The organism is Asticcacaulis excentricus, from assembly GCF_003966695.1.
Classification (GTDB): Bacteria; Pseudomonadota; Alphaproteobacteria; order Caulobacterales; family Caulobacteraceae; genus Asticcacaulis; species Asticcacaulis excentricus_A.
The window spans coordinates 157,443-177,111 of sequence record NZ_AP018827.1 but is presented as its reverse complement, the minus strand read 5'-3'; the positions used below and the strand labels follow the sequence as shown (position 1 = coordinate 177,111).

Genomic DNA, 19,669 nt, shown 5'->3' with positions numbered 1-19,669 from the left:
TATCAGGCACTTTTGGGAGGGGCAGATGGGATTCGGCGCATTTGTACGCAAGGCGGTCACAGGGCGCACGCCGTGGACGTACCTCTATCTGGCGCTGATCCCGTTTATCAACTGGTGCTTTGCCGCCGTGCCGCAAATCCCCCTGCCCGACAATGGCTCGTGGACGCCAATGGCGATCGTGACCGGCTTTGTGCTGATCGTGCGCGACTTCGCCCAGCGCGAGATCAAACACTGGGTCATCGCGGCGCTGGTCGTCGGGCTGGCCCTGTCGTTTCTGACGTCTGACCCGGCGGTGGCGCTCGGCTCGACCTGCGCCTTTGCGGTGTCGGAGCTGATCGACTGGGCCATCTTCACCTTCGTGAAACGGCCTCTGTCGCAGCGCGTGGCGATTTCCACGGCGATCAGTTCGCCCATCGACTCGGCGGTTTTCTATATGATCGCCTCGATCAGCATCCCCGGCATTTTTAATATCTGGTCGCTGACGACGTCAGTATTGAGCAAGCTGGTCGGGGTGCTGGTGGTGTACCTCGTGCTGAGGCGGCACGAGGCTAAGGGCAACTTACCGAGCGCTTAATCCAGATTATTGCTATTTCGATTTCGCACTCGCAAATACATAACCAACCAAGCCGACCAGGATAGCTGCCGCCCACCACGGTGTGGCCGCAGAACCCTGGCCGGCATTCGACAGGTCTTCTGCTTTTAAAACAAGGCTCAAGACCACCAATACATAAAATACTGTGTATACAAATCCCAATAAAGTAACAGGAAATAGACCACCAAAAGGTCCCACCTTTAAGAACCAATGCTTCTTATTAATCAATATCGCCCCCTAAAATTAAATTTCACCTTCGCCCTATAAGATGCGATTTGATAATGCATCCAAACACACGAAAACAATAGAACAGTTGCAATCGAATCCGGTGCTGAATAAGCGGCCGAGGATGTCAATTCTCTATTTCGTGCTAAGACGGCATGTGGTCAAACATCACCACCATATTATCACAGTCCGGGAAACCTTCAATTTGGATGAGATGCCAGAAGCCAAGCGACGCAGGTACGGTTTGACCTGCAAGTGACACCGACGCACCAGATCGCCAAATTCAAGGCTTTTAGCGTCGGCTCCTAAAGGCGTGGGCAATGGTCCCATCATCCAGCCAATCGAGTTCGCCGCCGACTGGCACGCCGCGCGCCAGATGGGTGATGGTCACCGCCGGGGCCAGTTGCTTCACGCGGTCGGCGATATAGTGCGCCGTGGTCTGGCCTTCGACCGTGGCCGGCAGGGCCATGACCAGTTCTTCGACACCGCCCGCACTGACGCGCTGCATCAGGCCCGACAGGCGCAAGTCTTCGGGCCGCACTCCGTCGAGCGCCGACAAAAGCCCGCCCAGCACGTGATAACGCCCGGAAAAGGCCCCGACGCGCTCCATAGCCCATAGGGCGGAGTCTTCTTCGACCACGCAGATCATGGCCGCATCACGGGCCGGGTCGGCGCAGGTGGCGCACGGGTCGCGGGTCGCAAGCGCGCCGCAGATGTGGCACGAGGTGACGCGCTCAGCCGCATCCTGCATGGCGGCGGTCAGCGGGATCAGCAACTGCTCGCGCTTTTTGAGCAAGGCCAGCGCGGCGCGGCGCGCCGAGCGGGGCCCCAGACCCGGCAGCTTCGACAACAGCGCCATCAGGCGTTCGATTTCAGGTCCGGCGCCAGAGGCCATAGATTAGAACAGCTTCGGCATCGGCATATTCCCGAACGGCCCCGCCGCTTCCTTCATCAGGCGCGCGGACTCCTCATCGAGCTTTTTGCGGGCATCGGCGTGAGCGGCGATAATCAGGTCAGCCAGCACCTCAACCTCGTCCGGATTGATCAGGCTGGGGTCGATATGCAGGCGCGTCAGCACGCCCCCCCCTTGCAGATCGACCGAAACCAGACCCGCGCCGGCCTGACCGGTGACGACCACCTGATTCATCTTTTCCTGCGCTTCGGTGAACTTTTGCTGCACGGCCTGGGCCTGCTTCATCAGGGCGTTCAAGTCCATCAGTCATCGTCCTTTTCGCTGAATTCGTCGCGGTTTTCGGTCATAGGCATGTCGGGCGTGGTGGCGGCCACCGGCTTCGGCTTCGGCCGGAAGCTGAGGATTTCCACGCCCGGAAAGGCCGTCATCAGACCGGAGATAAATGGGTCATTGCGCAGCGTTTGCAAGGCTTCCGCCTTTTCGCGGATTTCGCGCTCACGATAGGTTTCGGCCCCGCCGCCGCCTTCGGTGGCGATCAGCCAGCGCTGCCCCGTCCATTCCTTCAGCCGCGCCGACAGCTTGCGCACCAGATCAATCGGCGTGTGCGGGGCAGGTTCAAACGTAATCGCGCCCTGCCGGAAGGAGATCAGCTTGACGTAGCGCTCGACATCGACGCGCAGGCCGATGTCGCGCTTTTCGGCGATCAGGGCCAGCACGTCGTCAAACGTATTGAGCTGGATTTGCGGCTGGGCATTGGCATAGGCCTGCGGGCGCATGACCGCACCTTGCGCGCTGACGCCGCCGGACCCACCGCCCATGCCGCCGCCCGACGGGCCGCCGTCCAGCAAGTTTTCGCCGTTTTGCAGGCGCTTGAGCAGGGTCTCCGGCCCCGGCAGATCGGACGCATAGCAGAAGCGCACCAGCGCCATTTCGGTCGCCGCCGCCGGATCCGGAGCGCGGCGGATTTCCTCAAACGCCTTGAGCATCAGGGTCCACAGGCGCGACAAGGTGCCCGCCGACAACTGCGCCCCCAGCGCCGCCACCCGCTGCGCCGGCTCCTTGGGCAGGCGCGTGGCCTCGGCCCCCAGCACCTTGGCCACAGAGGTGGCGTGGCAGTATTCGAGCAGGTCGCCCATCACCTGCGACGGGTCGGCCCCGAAACCGTACAGGGTGCGGAAGGCCAGAAGCGCGTCTGGCATCTGACCGGAAATGATATTCTCAAACAGGCTGAGCGTCGCCGACCGGTCGGCCAGCCCCAGCATGTCGCGCACCACCTCAGCCGACACGCTCTGCCCCTCTTCGGCCTGCACCAGCGCCTGATCGAGCAGCGACAGGGAGTCGCGCACCGAGCCTTCGGCGGCGCGGGCGATCAGGGCCAAAGCGTCCGGCTCGATCTTAGCCCCTTCGAGGCGGCAGATTTTCTCGAGATGCGGCGTCAGGGTTTCCGGCTCGACGCGGCGCAGGTCAAAGCGCTGACACCGCGACAGGATGGTCACCGGCACCTTGCGGATTTCGGTGGTGGCGAAGATGAACTTGGCGTGCGGTGGCGGTTCTTCCAGCGTCTTCAGAAGCGCGTTGAAGGCCCCGGTCGACAGCATGTGCACTTCGTCGATCACATAGACCTTGTAGCGTGCTTCGACCGGCGCATAGCGCACGCTTTCCAAAAGTTCGCGCATCGAATCGACGCCGGTGCGAGACGCGGCGTCCAGCTCCAGCACGTCGATATGCCGGCCTTCGATAATGGCCTGACAGTGGTAGCCAAAGGTCGAAAGATCGACGCTGGGCCCCTTCACGGTGTCAGATTCGTAATTGAGCGCACGCGCCAGCAGGCGGGCCGTCGTCGTCTTACCCACCCCGCGCACGCCGGTCAGCATGAAGGCGTGGGCGATACGCCCCGTGGCGAAGGCGTTGGACAGGGTGCGCACCATCGCCTCCTGCCCGATCAGGTCCTCAAAGGTGCGCGGGCGGTATTTGCGCGCCAGCACCGTATAGGCCGCGTCCTTTTTCGCAGGCGCAGGCACCGCCGGACCACCGAACATATCGTCGGTGTTCTCATCGCGTTCGGTGGCAAAGGGATCGCCGGTCTCAGGAGATTCGGGATGGTCGGACATACCCGACTTATAGCGCCAAACGCAGGGTTTGCGAGTCGGAAAGCACGTGGGTTCAGCGCAGTCAGGCAGCGCTTTGTGGACGGCTTAGAATATAGGGGAAAGGTGAGACCGCGCGACCCGAAGGTGAATTCGTTGTGGCTGCTGCCTTCCGGCCCTGACCAGGTTGGCGAGGCCTCCGCCCGCGCGATCTCGCTCGCTATATGCGGATTCCGTTTTGCGATTGCAAGCGCTTATTTAAACGCCGCGAGCCCCACCCGCAGACGCACCCCCAGCACCAGGGCATCGTCCGTCTGCGGATCACCAGCCGGGTGGCGGATATATTGCACGTCTGGCTGAAGGCTCAGGCCGTCCCTGATGGCGTAACGATAGCTGAGTTCGTAAATGGTTTCCGGCTTCAGGTTTATGCCCACCGCTTCGGCATAGGGCTGACCGAAATCGGCGTGGGCGATGGCAAAGCCCACCGCGTCCGACTCGCGCCCTGTGAACGGCCCGGTCCACACCAGACCACCGCCCGCATAGGTTTCAATGGCCTGAAGGTCCTTATTGGCCTTACCCAGACGCGCCCAGCCCGACACGCCGCGGTCGCTGTCGGCTTCGGGTTTATAAAAATCGTACTTCAGTTGCGCGTAATAACCGCTGTTGCCATCGGACAGGCCCGTGCCGTCGAGACGCTCGGCCTTCGCCGTATAGGCCCACGCCCCCAGCTTGACATAGCCGCGCGCAAAGTCCTGCTGCGCTTCGGCCACCCAGTGCGCACCGTCGCCGTCACCCAGCCTGACGCCGATAAAGCTGCTCTGATGCGCCGGGTCGCCGGCCACACCGTCAAACACCCCGGCGCGCAGGCGCAAAGTCTCGCTGGCCTGCCATTCGCCGACCAGCCCCAGAGTCGAAAACGGGAAGATCGACGGGCCGCTCTGCGAATAGTCCGGACCAATGCCGTGCGAAGCGTTGAGGAACAGCGCCCCCGCCTCCTGCACGTCGAAAATACCATTGAGATTGATCAGGCCGCCGGTCACAGACCAGCGTTCATCATCGCTTGTGCGGCGCAGCCACGCCTCGAACAGGCGCACGCCCTTCGGCGCGTCGATATTGGACACGACCTGCGCATCGCCGGAATAGAACTCGGAAAAGCCGCCCCCGCTATCGGCCAGCACATAGGCGAAACCGTCCCAGTTTTTAAAGGCCTCACCTTCGCCCTGCCAGGCGGCCGACAGGTCGAGATTGCTCATGACCCGGTTGCCTTTGCGCAAGCCTCCCGAATGGTTACGCAGCAGATCAGCGGTCAGAACGGCATCGTATTCGACGCCGGCCGAAGCCACGCCGGCCACAGAGGTGCCGTAACCCAGAGACAGTAACGCACAAGCGAGAACAGACAGACGCATGGATAAACCTTGAACACATCGGGCACATCGCTCGACAATATCCATGTTACCCGAAATCTGTTGGGTTATAGTTTACAGACAGGGTTAACCGGATATGACCAGAGCGGCCCGGCGATTGCTCTGTGGTTTCCGACTGTTGAAAGGTGTCCCAGTATGAAACCGCTTCTGTGCCTGATGGCCCTGTCCCTGCCGCTGATCGCCGCGGTTCCGGCCACCGCCGCCCCGGCCGCCTGCCGCGCCGAAGCCCTCGCCGCCGTCAGGCAGACCGCCGCCTATCGCCATGGCTCGGTCCGCGAAAAGCAGGCCCTGCTGCGCAGTCAGAGCCTGCGCGCCTGTGCCGTGAAAGCCTGAAAAGAGACAGGGGACACGTCCCCAGCACCCCGAAAGTAACGCACTCGGTCATGCCTTCGTGTGTCGATATGTGTTGGGGTGAAGGGGCCAACTGGCCCCTTCGTCTTGCTGCCCGGAGTTTGGCCGCACCAACAATCTGGACCCACAGATTACACAGATTGCACAGATTTGGCGCTTCGCGCCCCGTCTTGTGGGAAGGCCCGTTAATCTGTGTAATCTGTGTAATCTGTGGTTTGCGCGCCTTTACGATGCCCGGTTGATCCGGCTGAGGAACTCCGCTACGCGACCGCGCAGGGCCGCCGCCTGATCCGACAGGGCCTGAGACGAGTCGAACAGGTGCACCGAGGCCTCCCCGCTGCGTGTGGTGATCCCCGACACCTGATCCAGGTTTTCGCTGATCACGCGCGTCCCCTCAGCCGCAAAGGCCATGTTGCGCGCAATGTCCCCGGTGGTCGCCGACTGTTCCTCGACGGCGGCCGCGACCGAGGTGGTGGCGTGGGTGATGGCATCCACCGCACCGCGAATATCGCTCAAGACACCGACGATTTCGCGCGACGCCTGACGCATCTCGTCGATGACGCTGTTGATTTCACCGATAGAGCGGCTGGTCTGGTTGGCGAGATTCTTCACCTCACCGGCGACGACGGCAAAGCCGCGCCCCGCCTCACCGGCGCGCGCCGATTCGATGGTGGCGTTGAGCGCCAGAAGATTGATCTGACTAGAGATATTGGCGATGACGGTCGTCACTTCGCTGACGCGGTCTGAGGCCGAAGACAGCTTCTGCGCCACCAGATCGGCGTCCTGCACCTTATGGAAAGAATCGGCCACCAGGCGGTTGGTCGTCTGCACCTGATCGGAAATTTCGCGCACCGAGGCCGCCAGTTCTTCGGCGGCGGCCGCCACGGTCTGCACGCTGGCCGTCGTCTGGGTCGCCGACGAGGCCGCCGATACGGCCAGCCCGGCCCCATTGCGCAAATCGCCCGTCACGGTTTCGGCCACCTGCGACAGCTCTGCCGCCGACGCCGCCAGCCCGTTCACCACGTCCTGCACCCGCACTTCGAAATCGCGGCTTAACTGGGCCTGATCGGTGACGAGATCCCATACGAGCATCGCCCCGGCATATTGATCGCGGTGATCGCGCACCGCCGAAATCTGCAAGTCGATGCTTTCATCGCCCACGCGGATACGCGCGCGGTGCGGCAGGTTTTTCGGGTCGGACAGCAGACGACGCTGATGCTCGGGGTGTGTGTGGAAGATGTCGATGGACTGCCCCATCAGCGTGCCGGGATAGTTCGGAAAATGCCCCTTGACCTTATCCATCAGCTTTTCGGTCGCGGCATTGATATAGGTGATGCGCAGATCATTGTGCACATCGACCGCCATCACCGGGGTCGGCATGGCCTGCACCATGCGGTCCACCATCAGCGCCTTGCGCGCCGTTTCACACAGGGACCGGGTGGCGCGGGCCAGCACGCCCATCTCATCCTTACGATCAATAAAGGCGACCTCGACGTCCGTTTCGCCTTCGGCAATGCGTCCAATCGTCTGCGACATCAGACCCAGTGGCCGCAACAGGTCGCGCCACATCAGGCCGATCATGGCCAGCACGCCCAGAATGGCGAATACGGACAAGGCCTGCACCAGCATGTTCAACTGCGCATCGGTCTTGGCGCCCCGCTCGACCTCGCCTGTCATCCACGCTTCGAGATCACCGGACAGGCTCTCATTGCTGTCCTCCATCGCCGTGAACTTGGCGTCGAAGTCGGCCCGCAGCGCGGGCTCGGTTTCCGGCGTGGCGGTGAGCACCGCGTCACCGGCCGCGCGGTAGGCCTGAAGCGCGGTTAGCGCTTCGGCAAAGCGCTGCTTCAGATTATCCGGTAGGGCCTCGGCCTGATTGGCCTTGAGGTTTCGCTCAAACGTGTCAGCGTGGTCCTTGAGTTTGCCAACTACCGCTTCGGCAGCGGCCGCATCGCCCACCTGATGCGCCAGCAGGGCCTCAAGCACATCGCCGCGCATGGCGTCGTGCATCATGTCGGCGGTCATGTGCCGCTGGGTGATCTGACTGATCAGCGAAGCCTGACGCGCATGCGCCTGCGCGTATTGTGAAGCCACGCTGTTGGCGGCCACCATGCCAAACACCAGAAGCGCGCACGCCGCCCCCAAGCCGATAAACTTTGTACGTAGCTGCATTATCAGCCTTTCCAACCCTGTTACCAAGAGCCACGAAAGCCCCTGTTAAGATTTGTCGGAACAGCCTTAACGTTCATTTAACGTAACGTCGTTCTAATTTGTGTTACAATAACAAAATATCCTTATGTTTCAAATATGTAAGTCAATTCTGACATTGTCACGGTTTCGTGATCACGTCTCCAGCCTTCATGACAAAGACGGGTCGCTCCAGCAGGGTTACATCCTTTAGTGGATTTCCCACGACTCCGACCATGTCGCCATAGTGACCGGGCTTGAGGCTGCCGACATCCTCAGACCGCCCCAGCGCCTCAGCCGCAATCACCGTCGCCGACTGGATGGCCTGAAGCGGCGTCGCGCCATAGCGCACCATAACGGCGAACTGACGGGCATTGTCGCCGTGCGGATAGATGCCGGCGTCGGTGCCATAGACCATCTTCACCCCGGCCTTCAGCGCCTTGCCGTAGTTCTGGCGCTGCAACTCGGCGATTTCACGATCCTTGCGCAGGCTCTCTTCGGCCACGCCGTTGCGCTGGCCTTCGGACTGCGTGTAGTCGGTATTGTAGATGTCCATCGAGAAGTAGGCCCCCTTCTCTTTGGCCAGCCTTATCCCCTCGTCGTCCACCAGACTGGCGTGTTCGATCGTATCGACCCCAGCCCGCAGCGCCATCTTGATACCGTCGGCCCCATGCGCGTGAGCGGCGACCTTCATGCCGGCCATGTGCGCTTCGTCAGCGACCGCAGCCATTTCCTCAAAGGTCAGTTGCTGCGCGCCGACGCTGGCCCCGCGCGAAAAGACGCCGGATGTGGCGCAGATCTTGATGACGTCCGCCCCGTACTTTTTCAGGGTGCGCACCGATTTGCGTGCCTCCCACGGACTGTCGGCATTGAGCGGGTTTTTGGCGTCGAAAGACGGCGGCAGCCAGGTCGAATCACAATGGCCGCCGGTAGCGCCAAAGCTCAGGCCCGCCGCCACGATGCGCGGCCCCGGCAATACACCCTCATCAATCGCTTCGCGCAGGCCGATGTCGTTATAATCCCCGGCGCCGACATTGCGCACGGTGGTAAACCCGGCTCTCAGCGTCTTTTCGGCATTGGCCGCCGCCACAAAGGCCCAGAAACGATCCGTATGCGACAGACCGCTATAGCCGCCATATTCCGGGCTGTTGTCGAGGTGGACGTGCATGTCGATCAGGCCGGGCAGCAGAGTCACACCGGGCAGATCGACATAGTCAGCGCCGGCCGGCGGCTTCATCGTCAGGGCGCTGCCGACCGCCGTGATGCGGCCGTCCGTGACGATCACCAGCGGCTGCTCGATCACCTTGCCGGTTTCGACCTCGATCAGGCGGTCGGCCTTGACGGCGACTGTGGCTGCCTGCGCAGCCCCCGCCATCAGCATCATCACCGCCCACGCCACGCCCGCCTTACGCATCTTCATATTCAGCCCCTTAACGCTATCCCGGCAGAATAGGCACAAGGCGGCAGGGAATGTAAGGGTTTATTACGCGCTTACAGAGGCCGTTCACAGACGGTCAGGCCACCGGCCGCGGGCTGGCCAGCGCGCCGTAAAGATCGGTGCGGCGGTCGCGGAAGAAGCCCCAGGCGGCGCGGTGCGTATTCAGGTAATCGAGGTCGAATTCGGCCACCAGCACGCCCTCTTCGCCCTTGCCGTACTCCACCACCTTGTCGCCGCGATGGTTGGCGATGAAGCTGTGGCCATAGAAGGTCTGACCGCAGCCGTTTTGCGGCGAAATCAGGCTTTCAGTGCCGATGCGGTTGGAGGCCACCACCGGGATGACATTGGCAACGGCATGGCCCTGCATGACGCGCTGCCACGGGGCCGCCGTATCCAGTTCGGCGTCGTGCGGCTCGGAGCCGATGGCGGTCGGGTAGAACAAAATCTCCGCCCCCAGCAGCGCCATGGCGCGCGCCGCTTCCGGATACCACTGATCCCAGCAGATACCGACGCCCACGCGGGCGAACCGGGTATCCCACACCTTGAAGCCCGTATCCCCCGGACGGAAATAGTATTTTTCCTGATAGCCGGGGCCGTCAGGGATATGGCTTTTGCGATAGACACCCAAAAGCTCCCCGCCCGCGTCGATCATGACCAGCGAGTTGAAATAGTGCGGACCTTCCTTCTCGTAGATCGAGGTGGGGATGACCACATTCAGCTCGGCCGCCAGTTTTTGCATGGCGAGGACACACGGATGGCTGCGCCACGGGAAGGCCGTGGCAAACCAGCGCTCCTCCTGACTGACGCAGAAATATTCGCCCTGAAACAGCTCCGACGGCAGGATGATCTGCGCGCCCTTGGCCGCCGCTTCGCGCACCAGCGCCTCGGTTTTGGCGATGTTCGCGGCCATGTCGGGGCCATAGGCGGTTTGCAGCGCGGCAACGGATACGATTCGGGTCATGCTGGATACTCCGCGAGTGTGAAGGGGGAAAAGCCCCCACCACCCCGGCCATAAATGGCCGCGGTCCCCCGCCCCACAAGTGGGGCGGTATGAATTATTTTCAGGCCTTGATCAGCGGCACTTGCTGGCTGATACAATGGAAGGAGCCGCCCCCGGTCAGGATGGCGTTGGACGGCAGACCAAACACCTGACGTTCGGCAAACAGGGTTTGCAGCGCCTCAACCGCCATTTCGCCCGGCCGCTCATTATAGACCGGCACGATGACGCAATCATTGGCGATCAGGAAATTCATGTGCGAGGCCGGGATGATTTCGCCGTCCTCGTCCACCGTGCGGCCCGGCGACGGGATACGCACCACCTGAAGTTTGACGCCGCGCGCGTCGGTCTGCTGGCTGAGGGTTTTGGCCACCGCATTATAGAGGTCGGCATTGGGGTCATCGGCGCCATAACCCACGGGGCAGACCACCACGCCCGGTGCCACAAAGCGCGCCAGATTGTCGATATGGCCATCCGTATGATCGTTGAGCAGGCCGTCATCAAGCCAGATGATCTTGCGCGCCCCCAGCGCGTCCTGCAACGCGCGCTCAGCCGTGGACTGCGTCCAATCGGGGTTGCGATTCGGATTGAGCAGGCACTGGCGCGTGGTGAGGACAGTGCCGAACCCGTCGTGCTCCAGCGAGCCACCTTCGAGCACAAACTCTTGTGTTTCCGGCACATAGCCATCGTGTTCGGCCACCTGAGCGGCGACCTGATCGTCGTACTTCAGGTGATATTTGCCACCCCAGCCGTTGTTGAGGAAGGCCACGGGCAGAGCCGCATGACGGTCCTGCGCATCCTCAACATTGACGTAGATGGGGCCGGTATCGCGGAACCAGATGTCGCCGAAACGCCCATCGACGATCTCGACCTTTTTCACGTCGGACAACAGCGATTGCGCCGCCTTGCGCGCCGCCTCGCCCATCACCATCAGCTTGACGTGCTCATCGCCGGCTTCGGCCAGCACGCGCACCAGCGCCGCCACCTCGGCCTGAGCCTCGATCAGATCTTCCTGCCACAGGTTTTCGTGGCTGGGAAACCCGACCCACATGGCCTTGTGCGGCTCCCACTCAGCGGGAACGATGCGCGAAAGGTTCGGATTTTGGCTCATGCCGGACCCCGGAAAAAAGCGAAACTTGGATTGCGGCCCTTTTACACAGCGTCAAGCGGTTTGACCATGCCTTTCCGTGACGACAGGTCGCAGAATGCGACACAAAAAAAAAGCGGCCCTCCGTTTCCGGAGAGCCGCTCGTGTTCGTCAAACCGTATCCGGTCTTAGAACTTGGTGCGGAGCGCGATGCTAACCGTACGCGGTGCACCTTGCTGATAGAAGACGGTCGAAGCGCTGACCGTACCACCGGCGTTATCGATGAAGCCGAGCGCCGTGTTCTGATAACCGGTACCGGTCAGGTACTGTTCATCGAACAGGTTCACGATGTTCAACTGAACATAGGTGCCTTCCTTAAAGAACGGCAGATCGTAACGAGCCGAAGCGTTCCAAAGAACATAATGCGGAGCCACTTCATCGTTCACGAAGGTGTAGAAACGGTCACCAACATACTTGGCATTCAGATTGATGCTCAGCTTGTCGGTTGGATCGAAGTCCACACCAGCCGTCCACATCCACTTAGGCATACCGGTCAGAGCCTTGCCCTTGGTCGGGAGAAGACGCTGAACGCCGTTGCGGAAACCGTTCGGGATATCCTGTTGCAGTTCGGTGTCGGTATAGGTCAGACCCGCGTTCAAGGTGAGGTTCGGGACCGGGCGATAGTTGCTGCTCAGTTCGTAACCGTTACGCTTCACCTTGCCGATATTGGTAAAGGCCGAATAACCGACATCGGTCGGATCGTCCTGCACAAAGGCTTCGACCAGACGGTCTTTATCCAGAGAAGAGAAGGCCGTAGCCGTCGCATTGAAGTTCGCAGTGGTGTAGCGATAACCGACTTCAACCGTCTCGGACGTTTCCGGGTTCGGATTACGGATCTTCACGCTGTTGCTGGCGGCATCGTAATCGACGTCATAAAGAGCGTCCGTGCGCGGGGATGAAAGGGACTCTGCGTAGGTCGCAAAGACCTGGCCACCATTTTCAAAGTTCCACGTCAAGCCGATGTTCGGCATGGTCTTTTCGAACGAAATCGAGTTCGCATAGGGCGCAATGTACTGGATCGTGGACGGGGTGCCTTGCTGTTGCAAGGTCACGACCTTGTACTTCCCGTCAGCCGTCGTCTTTTGAGACGACCAGTTCTGGGTCGAGCAGTAAGGGTTGATCGAACCATTGGTATTCACTTGCGTGTAGCAGAACTGGTTCAGCTCACGCTCCAGCTTCTGATTGCGCAGCCCCAGCGACACGAACAGTTTTTCATCGAAGAAACGGCCCGAATATTCGATGGAGAACACATCGACATTCGCTTTCGAGAAACGGTCACGGCGACGGAAGTGGAAGCCATCGGCCGTCTTGATGCGCAGCGACGTGTTTTCCTTACCGGCAAACAGGTCAATCGGCGCACCATTTGCGTCTAGCAGGGTGGCCTCACCCGTCTGACGGTGATTGGCACGATCAAACGACGCATTGAAGCGGATCAGTTGCGTATCGGTAAAGCGATAAATCAAACCCGACTGGAGACCATAACGATGCGTGTTGGTGATGTTCGGGCGATAAATGCTGAGCGTATCGAGCGTATTATTGCCGTTCGTATCGAAATACCGCGTCGTTCCGCTAAGTTTCAGGACCGTGGTGTCACCCACGCGAGAACCAATGAGTTGCGGGCTGCTTTCGGAGAGAGTGCCTGTCGAGCCACCGAGAGCCATAACATACTGGAAGGAAGGATCAACCGTCAGTGTCAGTTTATCGCTGAGGACCCACTTTGACTTGATGCGGATGTTACCCGTGTCCGAAGGGTTGACCGAAGCCAGAGTGCTCGTTGAAACCCCGTAACCGCGCGTCGCGATCTGAGCCTTGCTTTGGGTGCCGATGAAGTGGTTGCGGTTTTCGTTCCAGTGTAGAGCCATGCTGATGAACGAGCCGTTGTCCCCCACGTTCTGGTGGATCATGGCGTTATACTGGTTCTTTTGAAGGCGCAGATTATCGGGAGTTTCAACCGTCCAGGTATCGGTATAAGCGCCGGTGTAAGCGACGTAAGCCGTCGTGCCCCAAGGACCGAACTTGCCGGTATCAAAGCGCAGGAAACCGCTCTTGTGATTTTCCTGACCGACAGCGACCTTCACCACACCGCCCATGACGGTCTCCGGATTACAGGTCGAGACGTTTACCGTACCGCCCGTTGCCGAAGCGGAAATGGAGTCAACGTCCGTAGCGCCGGTTTGAACCGAAGCCGAGCACAACAGCTCGCTTTCGATCATCTGGTTGGTGTAGATAGCATAGTTACCAGAGTCATTAAGCTGGATACCGTCAACGGCCAGCGAGATGCGGGCACTGTCGAGACCGCGCATCATGATTTCACCGCCCGAAGAGCCATAGGCATCGTTGTTGGTGAAGTTATAACCCGGGACGAGGTTCAGGGCGTCAGCAAAGGTTTGGCCCGATGATGACTGAGAGAGGTAGTCCTGACCAATCGTCGTCTTGGCCTTGGTGCCACGCTCGCGCTTCGTAGAGCCCACATTACGCTGGCCCGTGACAACAACCTCTGTGACCTTTTCAACTTCTTGCGAAGCGGTCGATTGGGCGAAGGCGCCGTGCGAGGCGAAGAGGCCCGTCAGGGCCGTACCGGCCATAATCCACTTGTTCATTTTCATATCGGAGTATCCCCTCTCCAGGTTCACAAAACAGAAAAGCGGCGCTGTGACGCGGATCACGCCCATGCCCGTTTTCAAGCACCATCACTTAAACGTTTAGGTCAGTAGACACCTTTAGCCGCTTTTGTGCCGCTTTTTGAGCCAAAAGTGCGAAGGTTTGATGACAATTGTGACAGGCGGAACGATCTGCGCTTAAATTGCCACAGTTTATGTCAGGCAAAGGCACTTATGCGATACAGTCCGTAACCATTCGTGTTTGCACATCGGGCGCGGGCGTGTCATTCAACGCGGAACGCGCCTCAGTGCTTTCTCTTTTGAGCGGTAATGAAATGGCGCACCGCACAAGATTCTCTCCCGCAAGCGACGTTTCTCCATGTCTCAGCACACCGCACCCGCTCCCCTGTCCGCTCCGGCGCGTTACGTTCTGTGGGGGCTGGGGCTGCTGTTTTTGCTGCGCGTCGCGCTTCTGTTCAGCACCTACACCAATCTCTATCCGGATGAGGCGCAATACTGGCTGTGGTCGCGGCAACTTGACTTTGGCTACTATTCCAAGCCCCCAATGATCGCGTGGCTGATCCACCTGTCCACGCTGGGGTCGGATGCCGAGCCCTTTGTGCGGCTGTTTGCGCCCTTCCTGCATCTGGGGGCAGCGCTGTGTCTGTGGGGCGCCGGTCAACGGCTGTTTAACGAGGCCACCGGCCTGTGCGCCGCCATTATATACAGTCTGATGCCGGGCGTTGTGCTGTCGTCGGCGGTCATTTCCACCGATGCACCGCTGATGTTCTTTCTGTCGGCAACACTTTATTTTTACAGTGTTTTTCTCACCACAAACGCAGAAAAGGCCCGCCTGAAGGCCGCGTTGGGTATGGGGCTCGCCTTCGGGGCCGCCTTCCTCAGCAAATATGCCTGTCTGTACTTCCTGATCGGGGCGGCCGCCCATGCCGTGCTGGTGCCCTCGGTGCGGCGTAGCTGGAACCTGCGCAGCCTGGCCCTGTTTGCCGGGGCCTTTGTCGTGCTGATGTCGCCCAACCTGTACTGGAATGCCACGCACGGCTTTCAGACCGTGTCGCATACCGCCGACAATGCCAACTGGCATTGGGGCAAGCTGTTTAACCCGACCTCCCTGCTGAAATTCTGGCGAGACCAACTCGGTGTCTTTGGCCCCGTGCCCGTGGTCCTGATGCTGCTCGGCATAGCGGGGCTTGTGCGGCCGCGTGCGGGCCTATTGCACCGCGAAGCCGATGCCGCCCAGCGCAGCGCTCTGATCGGTCTGGCCTGCCTCACCCTGCCGCCTCTGATCTTCGTCAGCGTGCAGGCCCTCCTGTCGCGCGCCAATGCCAACTGGGCCGCTTCGGCCTATGTGCCGGCCAGTTTGCTGGTCGCGGCCTTTGTGGTGACGGGTTTCAGCGTGGCTATCCGGTCACACAGATTGTGGCGGCCGGCGCTGGGGGTGGGGTTGGCCATTCAGGTGGCGATTATGGCCATCTTTATGCTGGGCGCGGTCTCGGAGACCCTCACCCATACGCTCGGTCTCGGCAATACGGTGAAGCGGGCGCGCGGCTGGGACACCCTTACCCATGCCGTCATCGCCAAGGCTCAGACGGAGGTTCGTCCGACGGCCATCGCGGTCGATAATCGCAATGTTTATAACGCCCTCGCCTATTATGGCCGTGACTGGTTCACCGCTAATCCCGACGTGCCGCTCAAGGCCTGGGTGCGCGAGGCCCATCCCAAGTCACAGGCGGAAACGGAAACCCCACTGACCGCCGATACGGGCCAGAATGTGCTGATCGTCTCCTATGTCGATGGCTTTATCCCGGATATTCGCCGAGACTTTGCAGCTACCGGACCGGGCGAATCGCTGAAAATCGCGCTCGATCACAAACGCACGCGCGACTTTACCCTGTTCCGGGCCTACGGCTTCCAGCGCGCCCCGCGTGATCCGCGGACGGGGCATCCGCTCGGCTCATCGCTTGAGGCCCCGGACGACGATCAGTAGGCGCGTTTCGGAGAGATGATCAGACGCAGGGGCCTCAGGCCCCTGCACCTCGCAAACGTCCCCATCCCCCAGCAGTAAGTAACAGGGTGGCCCGCAGCCCGGCGATCTTCAAGCGCTTCCACCGCCCGCCGCAAGCACAAAAAAACCCGGCCTGCGAACAGGCCGGGTTTCTTGTTGTCTGTCGATACCGACAGCGTTCGATTAGAACGCGATGTCGATGGTCGAACGACGGTTCAGCGGTTCCTTCACGCCGTCGCCGGTGGCGACTGCCGGAGCCGATTCACCCTTCCAGTCAACGGCCAGGATCGAACCCGACACGCCGAGACCGGCAAGAGCGTCAGCCACAGTCTTGGCGCGACGTTCCGACAGACGGATGTTGTAGGCGGCCGAACCTGAGGTATCGGCGTGACCCACGACAACCACGCGGGTCGCGTTACCGGCCTTCGCGTAATCAGCGGCCTGCTGCACGATCGCTTGCGCGTCGGCGGTCAGGGTGGACTGATCGAATTCGAAGTACACGATGAATTCGCGGGCTTCGTACTTCACCGCTTCTTCAACCACCGGCGGAGGCGGAGGCGGCGGAGGCGGCGGGGGGGGCGGAGGCGGCGGGGGCGGCGGGGGCGGCGGGGGCGGCGGAGGCGCACCAAACGACCAGCGCAGGCCGACGGTCAGGGTCTGATCGTCGAACTTGCCCGAGAACGAACCGGGGTTCAGAGCCGTGGTGGTCGAAGTCGCATTCAGATTAACTTCTTCCGTGGTCAGGTAGCGGTAGGTCAGGTCGAGGTTCAGGCGATCCGAAAGAGCCCAAGCGAAACCAGCCAGCGCCTGATAGGCAGCGACGGTGTCTTCACCGGAGATGGTCAGGTTACGACCGGTACCGCCCGGGTTGACCGAGTACTGACCCGTGAAGTCAGCCTTCACGCGGTCCAGACCGATACCCAGACCGACGAACGGATGGAACTTCGATTCCGGGATGAAATCGTAGATCAGGTTCGCCATGAAGGTCGTCTGATCGAACGAACCCACCGGGCTGCCGCAGGGGGTCGAAGCCGTGCGGGTCACGCCCGGCGTGCAGAGCGCGGTGTCACGCGGAGCCGTACCGGTACCGAAAGTAGCGGCCGGACCATAGACGCGAGCGAAGCCACGAGCGGCATCGACGTCACCCGGACGGTAGCCGCCTTCGAATTCGACGCGCCAGTTCGGGTTGTAGCGGTAACCGAGGCGAGCAAAGCCGGCCCAGTCATTTTCCGTCGAGACATCATAAGCGAACGGCGAGCCGTCCGGCATGTTGTTGGCCGACTTCGCGCCATATTCGGATTTCTGATTGTAGCCGAGGTCGACAGCGCCGTACCAGCCTTCGGCTTCCTGAGCGGCGGCGCCAGACGCCATCGCCAGTGCGACGAGCGCAGCGCCCGCCAGCAAGTTGAGTTTCATGTGTAATGCCCTCTCTTGGCCATCGATGAGGCCGCCGAATATACGCACGACGGACTAACCGTAATTACAAACGCCTACATAACTGTGGGAACAAATTTTGCATAGCACCTAAAATGCCATTTTGGTTGAAAATGTGCCCATTAATACGTCTTTAACGACGACTGACACCTGAAAGACACTACAAGGGTGAGTGCCACTTTTCGGACGCAGTTGCCCTACGTCCTCGTCTTCGGGCCGTAAGTTTTCAATAATTAAATGTGAAGAACTGTGGAAAGGGGCTTGCGTTGCGAAACGCTAATGAGTAGGAGAACGGCCCTGCCCGCGACCACCGGGCGACGTCCACGGACGAAATGAATACGCCTTGATATACGGAGAGGTGGCAGAGTGGTCGAATGTACCGCACTCGAAATGCGGCGTAGGTGCAAGCCTACCGTGGGTTCGAATCCCACCCTCTCCGCCATTCACCCCATTAAGTCTCTGAATTTACTTACTTTTTCCATTCGCTTGACGCTCCAACCCCAGCACTCACCCCAGCGGTTTGAGCGGATATGTGTGGATGTCGTCGGACGCATTTGATTGGCGATGTGGTTTTTCGGTAACACGTTAAGTATCAACGTCACCGCGCCCCCTCCCCTGCACCGCAGTACAGGTCAAGTTTGGCGGTAGCCGCTGGTACTGCGTCGCGTTCATGATTCTCGCACTGCGGTGTGCAGGTGATGCCTCTACTTATAGCTTACCGCCGCCACGGGAGTTCAAGCTGGCCAAACGGGAGGACGCCCGCCCGGCTCGCTGATTTGGGCTTTGGTTTTGCTCTGGGGGCCTCGACCTCACTTGCGACCGCGATGTCTCCGCAGAGAAACCGCAAAAGGTCGTCGCGCATGATCAGCCTACGCCCGCCGATCTTGACGGACTTGAGCGAACCATCGGCCATGCGCTCGTACAAGAATGAACGCCCCAAGCCGCTAGCCTTGACGGCTTCGTCAATGCGGTAGGCGAGTTTCTGCGGCTCATTTTGCGCTGGGCTGGTCATATCAACTGTCCTCCCCGCCTGACGTGGCATTATCGCTATGGTGGGTCTGCGCGCCGCCACCGCGCGGGCCATAGCCGGTGCGGGTCTTCACCCGTCATTATCAATCCATCATCAAAGTCGCGGTGAAGCCTTGCGACTGGCTGACGACCTTATGGAGCCCTTTCGCCCGGCGGTCGATATGGTGGCCAAAACCCTGTGGGAGGCCGGAGACACCGAGCTTACCCCTGCGGTCAAGCGGCAACTGACTCGCATGCTGTCGCTGGATTATCAGACCGCCAATGGCCGCACCCCTTTGTCCGTCTGCCTGTCCCGGCTGACCAACTCGCTGGCGAAAGCCTATCTCAAAGAGGTCGATAAGCTGGACCTCCCTCGCCCGCTCATTCCGCTGAGGGATGAAGCATGACTCATCTTTCGGCATATCGCATCATGTGGATCATGGCCCTGTTTGACCTGCCCGTCGTCACCTCTGCCGAACGCAAACGCGCCGGCAAGTTCCGCCTCTTTCTGCTCGATCAGGGTTTTGAGATGGTGCAATTGTCCGTCTATGCCCGTTTTGCCTTCTCAAGAGAAAAGGCCGAGGCCATCACGCGCAAGATTGGAAAAGCCGTGCCCGCGCATGGAAAAGTAGATATACTGTACTTTACGGACAAGCAGTACGCACAAATCGTCAGTTTCAGAGGACAAAGCGAATCAGCTTTGCCGAAAAATCCGGAACAACTGGCGCTGTTTTGAGGAAATTATGAGCGCTTTTTTCACGTCAAAACTAAAGAAAACCCTTGCGAAACATAGCGTTTCGCAAGGGCAGTCTTAGCAGAAACGACGTCGGAGCCCAACCGCAACCTGTTTTGCCATAATGATCAGTTGCCCGATGTCTTAGCAGAAACGACGTCGGAGCCCAACCGCAACTAGTTGGGAGTTTAACGCCCTCCCGACTAGGTCTTAGCAGAAACGACGTCAGAGCCCAACCGAAACGCTTCAAATTAGAAATTCCACTCCGGTTAACATTGAGAGTAGTTCCGTATCCTAAACTACCACTTAACCCACCAACAGTTATATCTGCAGATGCGCCCCTGACGTTGTCAGTTGTACCCATAAGCCATGCCGCTTCGAGGCCGGTTTATAAAATTATTCGACGTCCTCAATAGAATAAATAATATCGTTTGAATTTATTTTATAACAATAAACCGGCTCCCCCCCTACTGACGAAGCTCTCAACACGAGAACCACACACCTCATATC

17 protein-coding genes, 1 tRNA gene and 1 other RNA gene are annotated in these 19,669 nt (G+C 60.0%); 6 read left to right on the top strand and 13 right to left on the bottom strand.

Annotated elements, in window-relative coordinates; all coding sequences use genetic code 11:
- Positions 1–25 precede the first annotated feature (25 nt).
- Complete coding sequence (locus EM6_RS00870) at positions 26–574, top strand: VUT family protein (protein ID WP_126419595.1); 549 nt, start codon at positions 26–28, stop codon at positions 572–574.
- A 12-nt stretch (positions 575–586) separates the two neighbouring features.
- Here the strand turns inward: EM6_RS00870 and EM6_RS00865 are convergent, their stop codons facing one another.
- From EM6_RS00865 to EM6_RS00840, 6 genes are all read right to left on the bottom strand, one after another.
- Complete coding sequence (locus tag EM6_RS00865; protein WP_126419594.1) at positions 587–820, bottom strand: hypothetical protein; 234 nt, start codon at positions 818–820, stop codon at positions 587–589.
- 289 nt (positions 821–1,109) lie between these two features.
- Positions 1,110–1,712 carry a recombination mediator RecR gene (gene recR / locus EM6_RS00860; protein WP_126419593.1) on the bottom strand — a complete coding sequence of 201 codons (603 nt, stop codon included), beginning with the start codon at positions 1,710–1,712 and terminating at the stop codon, positions 1,110–1,112.
- 3 nt (positions 1,713–1,715) lie between these two features.
- A complete protein-coding gene (locus EM6_RS00855) occupies positions 1,716–2,036 on the bottom strand; it encodes a YbaB/EbfC family nucleoid-associated protein (RefSeq protein ID WP_172961207.1) in 321 nt (106 codons plus the stop codon).
- Positions 2,033–3,841, bottom strand: coding sequence for a DNA polymerase III subunit gamma/tau (locus EM6_RS00850; protein WP_126419591.1), 1,809 nt, complete (start codon positions 3,839–3,841; stop codon positions 2,033–2,035). The genes EM6_RS00855 and EM6_RS00850 overlap by 4 nt, the downstream gene beginning before the upstream one ends.
- A 98-nt stretch (positions 3,842–3,939) precedes the next feature.
- Positions 3,940–4,035, bottom strand: an RNA gene (gene ffs, locus EM6_RS00845) — signal recognition particle sRNA small type.
- A gap of 36 nt (positions 4,036–4,071) precedes the next feature.
- Positions 4,072–5,223 carry a carbohydrate porin gene (locus EM6_RS00840; RefSeq protein ID WP_172961099.1) on the bottom strand — a complete coding sequence of 384 codons (1,152 nt, stop codon included), beginning with the start codon at positions 5,221–5,223 and terminating at the stop codon, positions 4,072–4,074.
- A 153-nt stretch (positions 5,224–5,376) separates the two neighbouring features.
- Here EM6_RS00840 and EM6_RS00835 point away from each other — a divergent pair, with 153 nt between their 5' ends.
- Positions 5,377–5,574 (top strand): hypothetical protein, encoded by a 198-nt coding sequence (locus EM6_RS00835; RefSeq protein WP_126419589.1) that lies wholly within the window; start codon positions 5,377–5,379, stop codon positions 5,572–5,574.
- A gap of 243 nt (positions 5,575–5,817) precedes the next feature.
- On the opposite strand, the gene EM6_RS00830 is transcribed toward EM6_RS00835, so the two are convergent.
- The 5 genes from EM6_RS00830 to EM6_RS00810 form a co-directional block, all read right to left on the bottom strand.
- Entirely contained in the window at positions 5,818–7,764 is a 1,947-nt protein-coding gene (locus tag EM6_RS00830; protein WP_126419588.1) for a methyl-accepting chemotaxis protein, read from the bottom strand.
- Between the two features lie 157 nt (positions 7,765–7,921).
- Complete coding sequence (locus tag EM6_RS00825) at positions 7,922–9,199, bottom strand: metal-dependent hydrolase family protein (RefSeq protein WP_126419587.1); 1,278 nt, start codon at positions 9,197–9,199, stop codon at positions 7,922–7,924.
- 94 nt (positions 9,200–9,293) lie between these two features.
- A complete protein-coding gene (gene aguB, locus EM6_RS00820) occupies positions 9,294–10,178 on the bottom strand; it encodes an N-carbamoylputrescine amidase (RefSeq protein ID WP_126419586.1) in 885 nt (294 codons plus the stop codon).
- A 100-nt stretch (positions 10,179–10,278) separates the two neighbouring features.
- Positions 10,279–11,325 (bottom strand): agmatine deiminase family protein, encoded by a 1,047-nt coding sequence (locus EM6_RS00815; RefSeq protein ID WP_126419585.1) that lies wholly within the window; start codon positions 11,323–11,325, stop codon positions 10,279–10,281.
- A gap of 164 nt (positions 11,326–11,489) precedes the next feature.
- The gene (locus EM6_RS00810; protein ID WP_172961098.1) at positions 11,490–13,967 is read right to left on the bottom strand and encodes a TonB-dependent receptor; all 2,478 of its coding nucleotides are present in this window, start codon (positions 13,965–13,967) and stop codon (positions 11,490–11,492) included.
- 373 nt (positions 13,968–14,340) lie between these two features.
- Between EM6_RS00810 and EM6_RS00805 the strand changes: the two genes are divergently transcribed.
- Positions 14,341–15,966: a glycosyltransferase family 39 protein gene (locus EM6_RS00805; protein ID WP_126419583.1), complete on the top strand. Its 1,626-nt coding sequence runs from the start codon at positions 14,341–14,343 to the stop codon at positions 15,964–15,966.
- A 201-nt stretch (positions 15,967–16,167) separates the two neighbouring features.
- Here EM6_RS00805 and EM6_RS00800 read toward each other — a convergent pair whose 3' ends face one another.
- Positions 16,168–17,400 carry an OmpA family protein gene (locus tag EM6_RS00800; protein ID WP_126419582.1) on the bottom strand — a complete coding sequence of 411 codons (1,233 nt, stop codon included), beginning with the start codon at positions 17,398–17,400 and terminating at the stop codon, positions 16,168–16,170.
- A 370-nt stretch (positions 17,401–17,770) separates the two neighbouring features.
- On the opposite strand from EM6_RS00800, the gene EM6_RS00795 reads away from it, so the two are divergent.
- A tRNA-Ser gene (locus EM6_RS00795) sits at positions 17,771–17,860 on the top strand.
- A gap of 273 nt (positions 17,861–18,133) precedes the next feature.
- On the opposite strand, the gene EM6_RS00790 is transcribed toward EM6_RS00795, so the two are convergent.
- Complete coding sequence (locus EM6_RS00790) at positions 18,134–18,430, bottom strand: helix-turn-helix domain-containing protein (RefSeq protein WP_126419581.1); 297 nt, start codon at positions 18,428–18,430, stop codon at positions 18,134–18,136.
- Between the two features lie 37 nt (positions 18,431–18,467).
- On the opposite strand from EM6_RS00790, the gene EM6_RS00785 reads away from it, so the two are divergent.
- Both EM6_RS00785 and cas2 read left to right on the top strand, forming a co-directional pair.
- Positions 18,468–18,833 (top strand): CRISPR-associated endonuclease Cas1, encoded by a 366-nt coding sequence (locus tag EM6_RS00785; RefSeq protein ID WP_126419580.1) that lies wholly within the window; start codon positions 18,468–18,470, stop codon positions 18,831–18,833.
- Positions 18,830–19,162: a CRISPR-associated endonuclease Cas2 gene (gene cas2, locus EM6_RS00780; RefSeq protein WP_197723579.1), complete on the top strand. Its 333-nt coding sequence runs from the start codon at positions 18,830–18,832 to the stop codon at positions 19,160–19,162. The genes EM6_RS00785 and cas2 overlap by 4 nt, the downstream gene beginning before the upstream one ends.
- Positions 19,163–19,669 lie beyond the last annotated feature (507 nt).

Excerpts from the sequence above, each read along its gene's own strand:
- EM6_RS00870 (WP_126419595.1), top strand. The coding sequence starts at position 26 with ATGGGATTCGGCGCATTTGTACGCAAGGCGGTCACAGGGCGCACGCCG.
- EM6_RS00790 (WP_126419581.1), bottom strand. The coding sequence starts at position 18,430 with ATGACCAGCCCAGCGCAAAATGAGCCGCAGAAACTCGCCTACCGCATT.
- EM6_RS00815 (WP_126419585.1), bottom strand. The coding sequence starts at position 11,325 with ATGAGCCAAAATCCGAACCTTTCGCGCATCGTTCCCGCTGAGTGGGAG.
- EM6_RS00830 (WP_126419588.1), bottom strand. The coding sequence starts at position 7,764 with ATGCAGCTACGTACAAAGTTTATCGGCTTGGGGGCGGCGTGCGCGCTT.
- aguB (WP_126419586.1), bottom strand. The coding sequence starts at position 10,178 with ATGACCCGAATCGTATCCGTTGCCGCGCTGCAAACCGCCTATGGCCCC.
- EM6_RS00800 (WP_126419582.1), bottom strand. The coding sequence starts at position 17,400 with ATGAAACTCAACTTGCTGGCGGGCGCTGCGCTCGTCGCACTGGCGATG.
- cas2 (WP_197723579.1), top strand. The coding sequence starts at position 18,830 with ATGACTCATCTTTCGGCATATCGCATCATGTGGATCATGGCCCTGTTT.
- EM6_RS00805 (WP_126419583.1), top strand. The coding sequence starts at position 14,341 with ATGTCTCAGCACACCGCACCCGCTCCCCTGTCCGCTCCGGCGCGTTAC.
- EM6_RS00840 (WP_172961099.1), bottom strand. The coding sequence starts at position 5,223 with ATGCGTCTGTCTGTTCTCGCTTGTGCGTTACTGTCTCTGGGTTACGGC.
- EM6_RS00810 (WP_172961098.1), bottom strand. The coding sequence starts at position 13,967 with ATGAAAATGAACAAGTGGATTATGGCCGGTACGGCCCTGACGGGCCTC.
- recR (WP_126419593.1), bottom strand. The coding sequence starts at position 1,712 with ATGGCCTCTGGCGCCGGACCTGAAATCGAACGCCTGATGGCGCTGTTG.
- EM6_RS00785 (WP_126419580.1), top strand. The coding sequence starts at position 18,468 with ATGGTGGGTCTGCGCGCCGCCACCGCGCGGGCCATAGCCGGTGCGGGT.
- EM6_RS00835 (WP_126419589.1), top strand. The coding sequence starts at position 5,377 with ATGAAACCGCTTCTGTGCCTGATGGCCCTGTCCCTGCCGCTGATCGCC.
- EM6_RS00825 (WP_126419587.1), bottom strand. The coding sequence starts at position 9,199 with ATGAAGATGCGTAAGGCGGGCGTGGCGTGGGCGGTGATGATGCTGATG.
- EM6_RS00850 (WP_126419591.1), bottom strand. The coding sequence starts at position 3,841 with ATGTCCGACCATCCCGAATCTCCTGAGACCGGCGATCCCTTTGCCACC.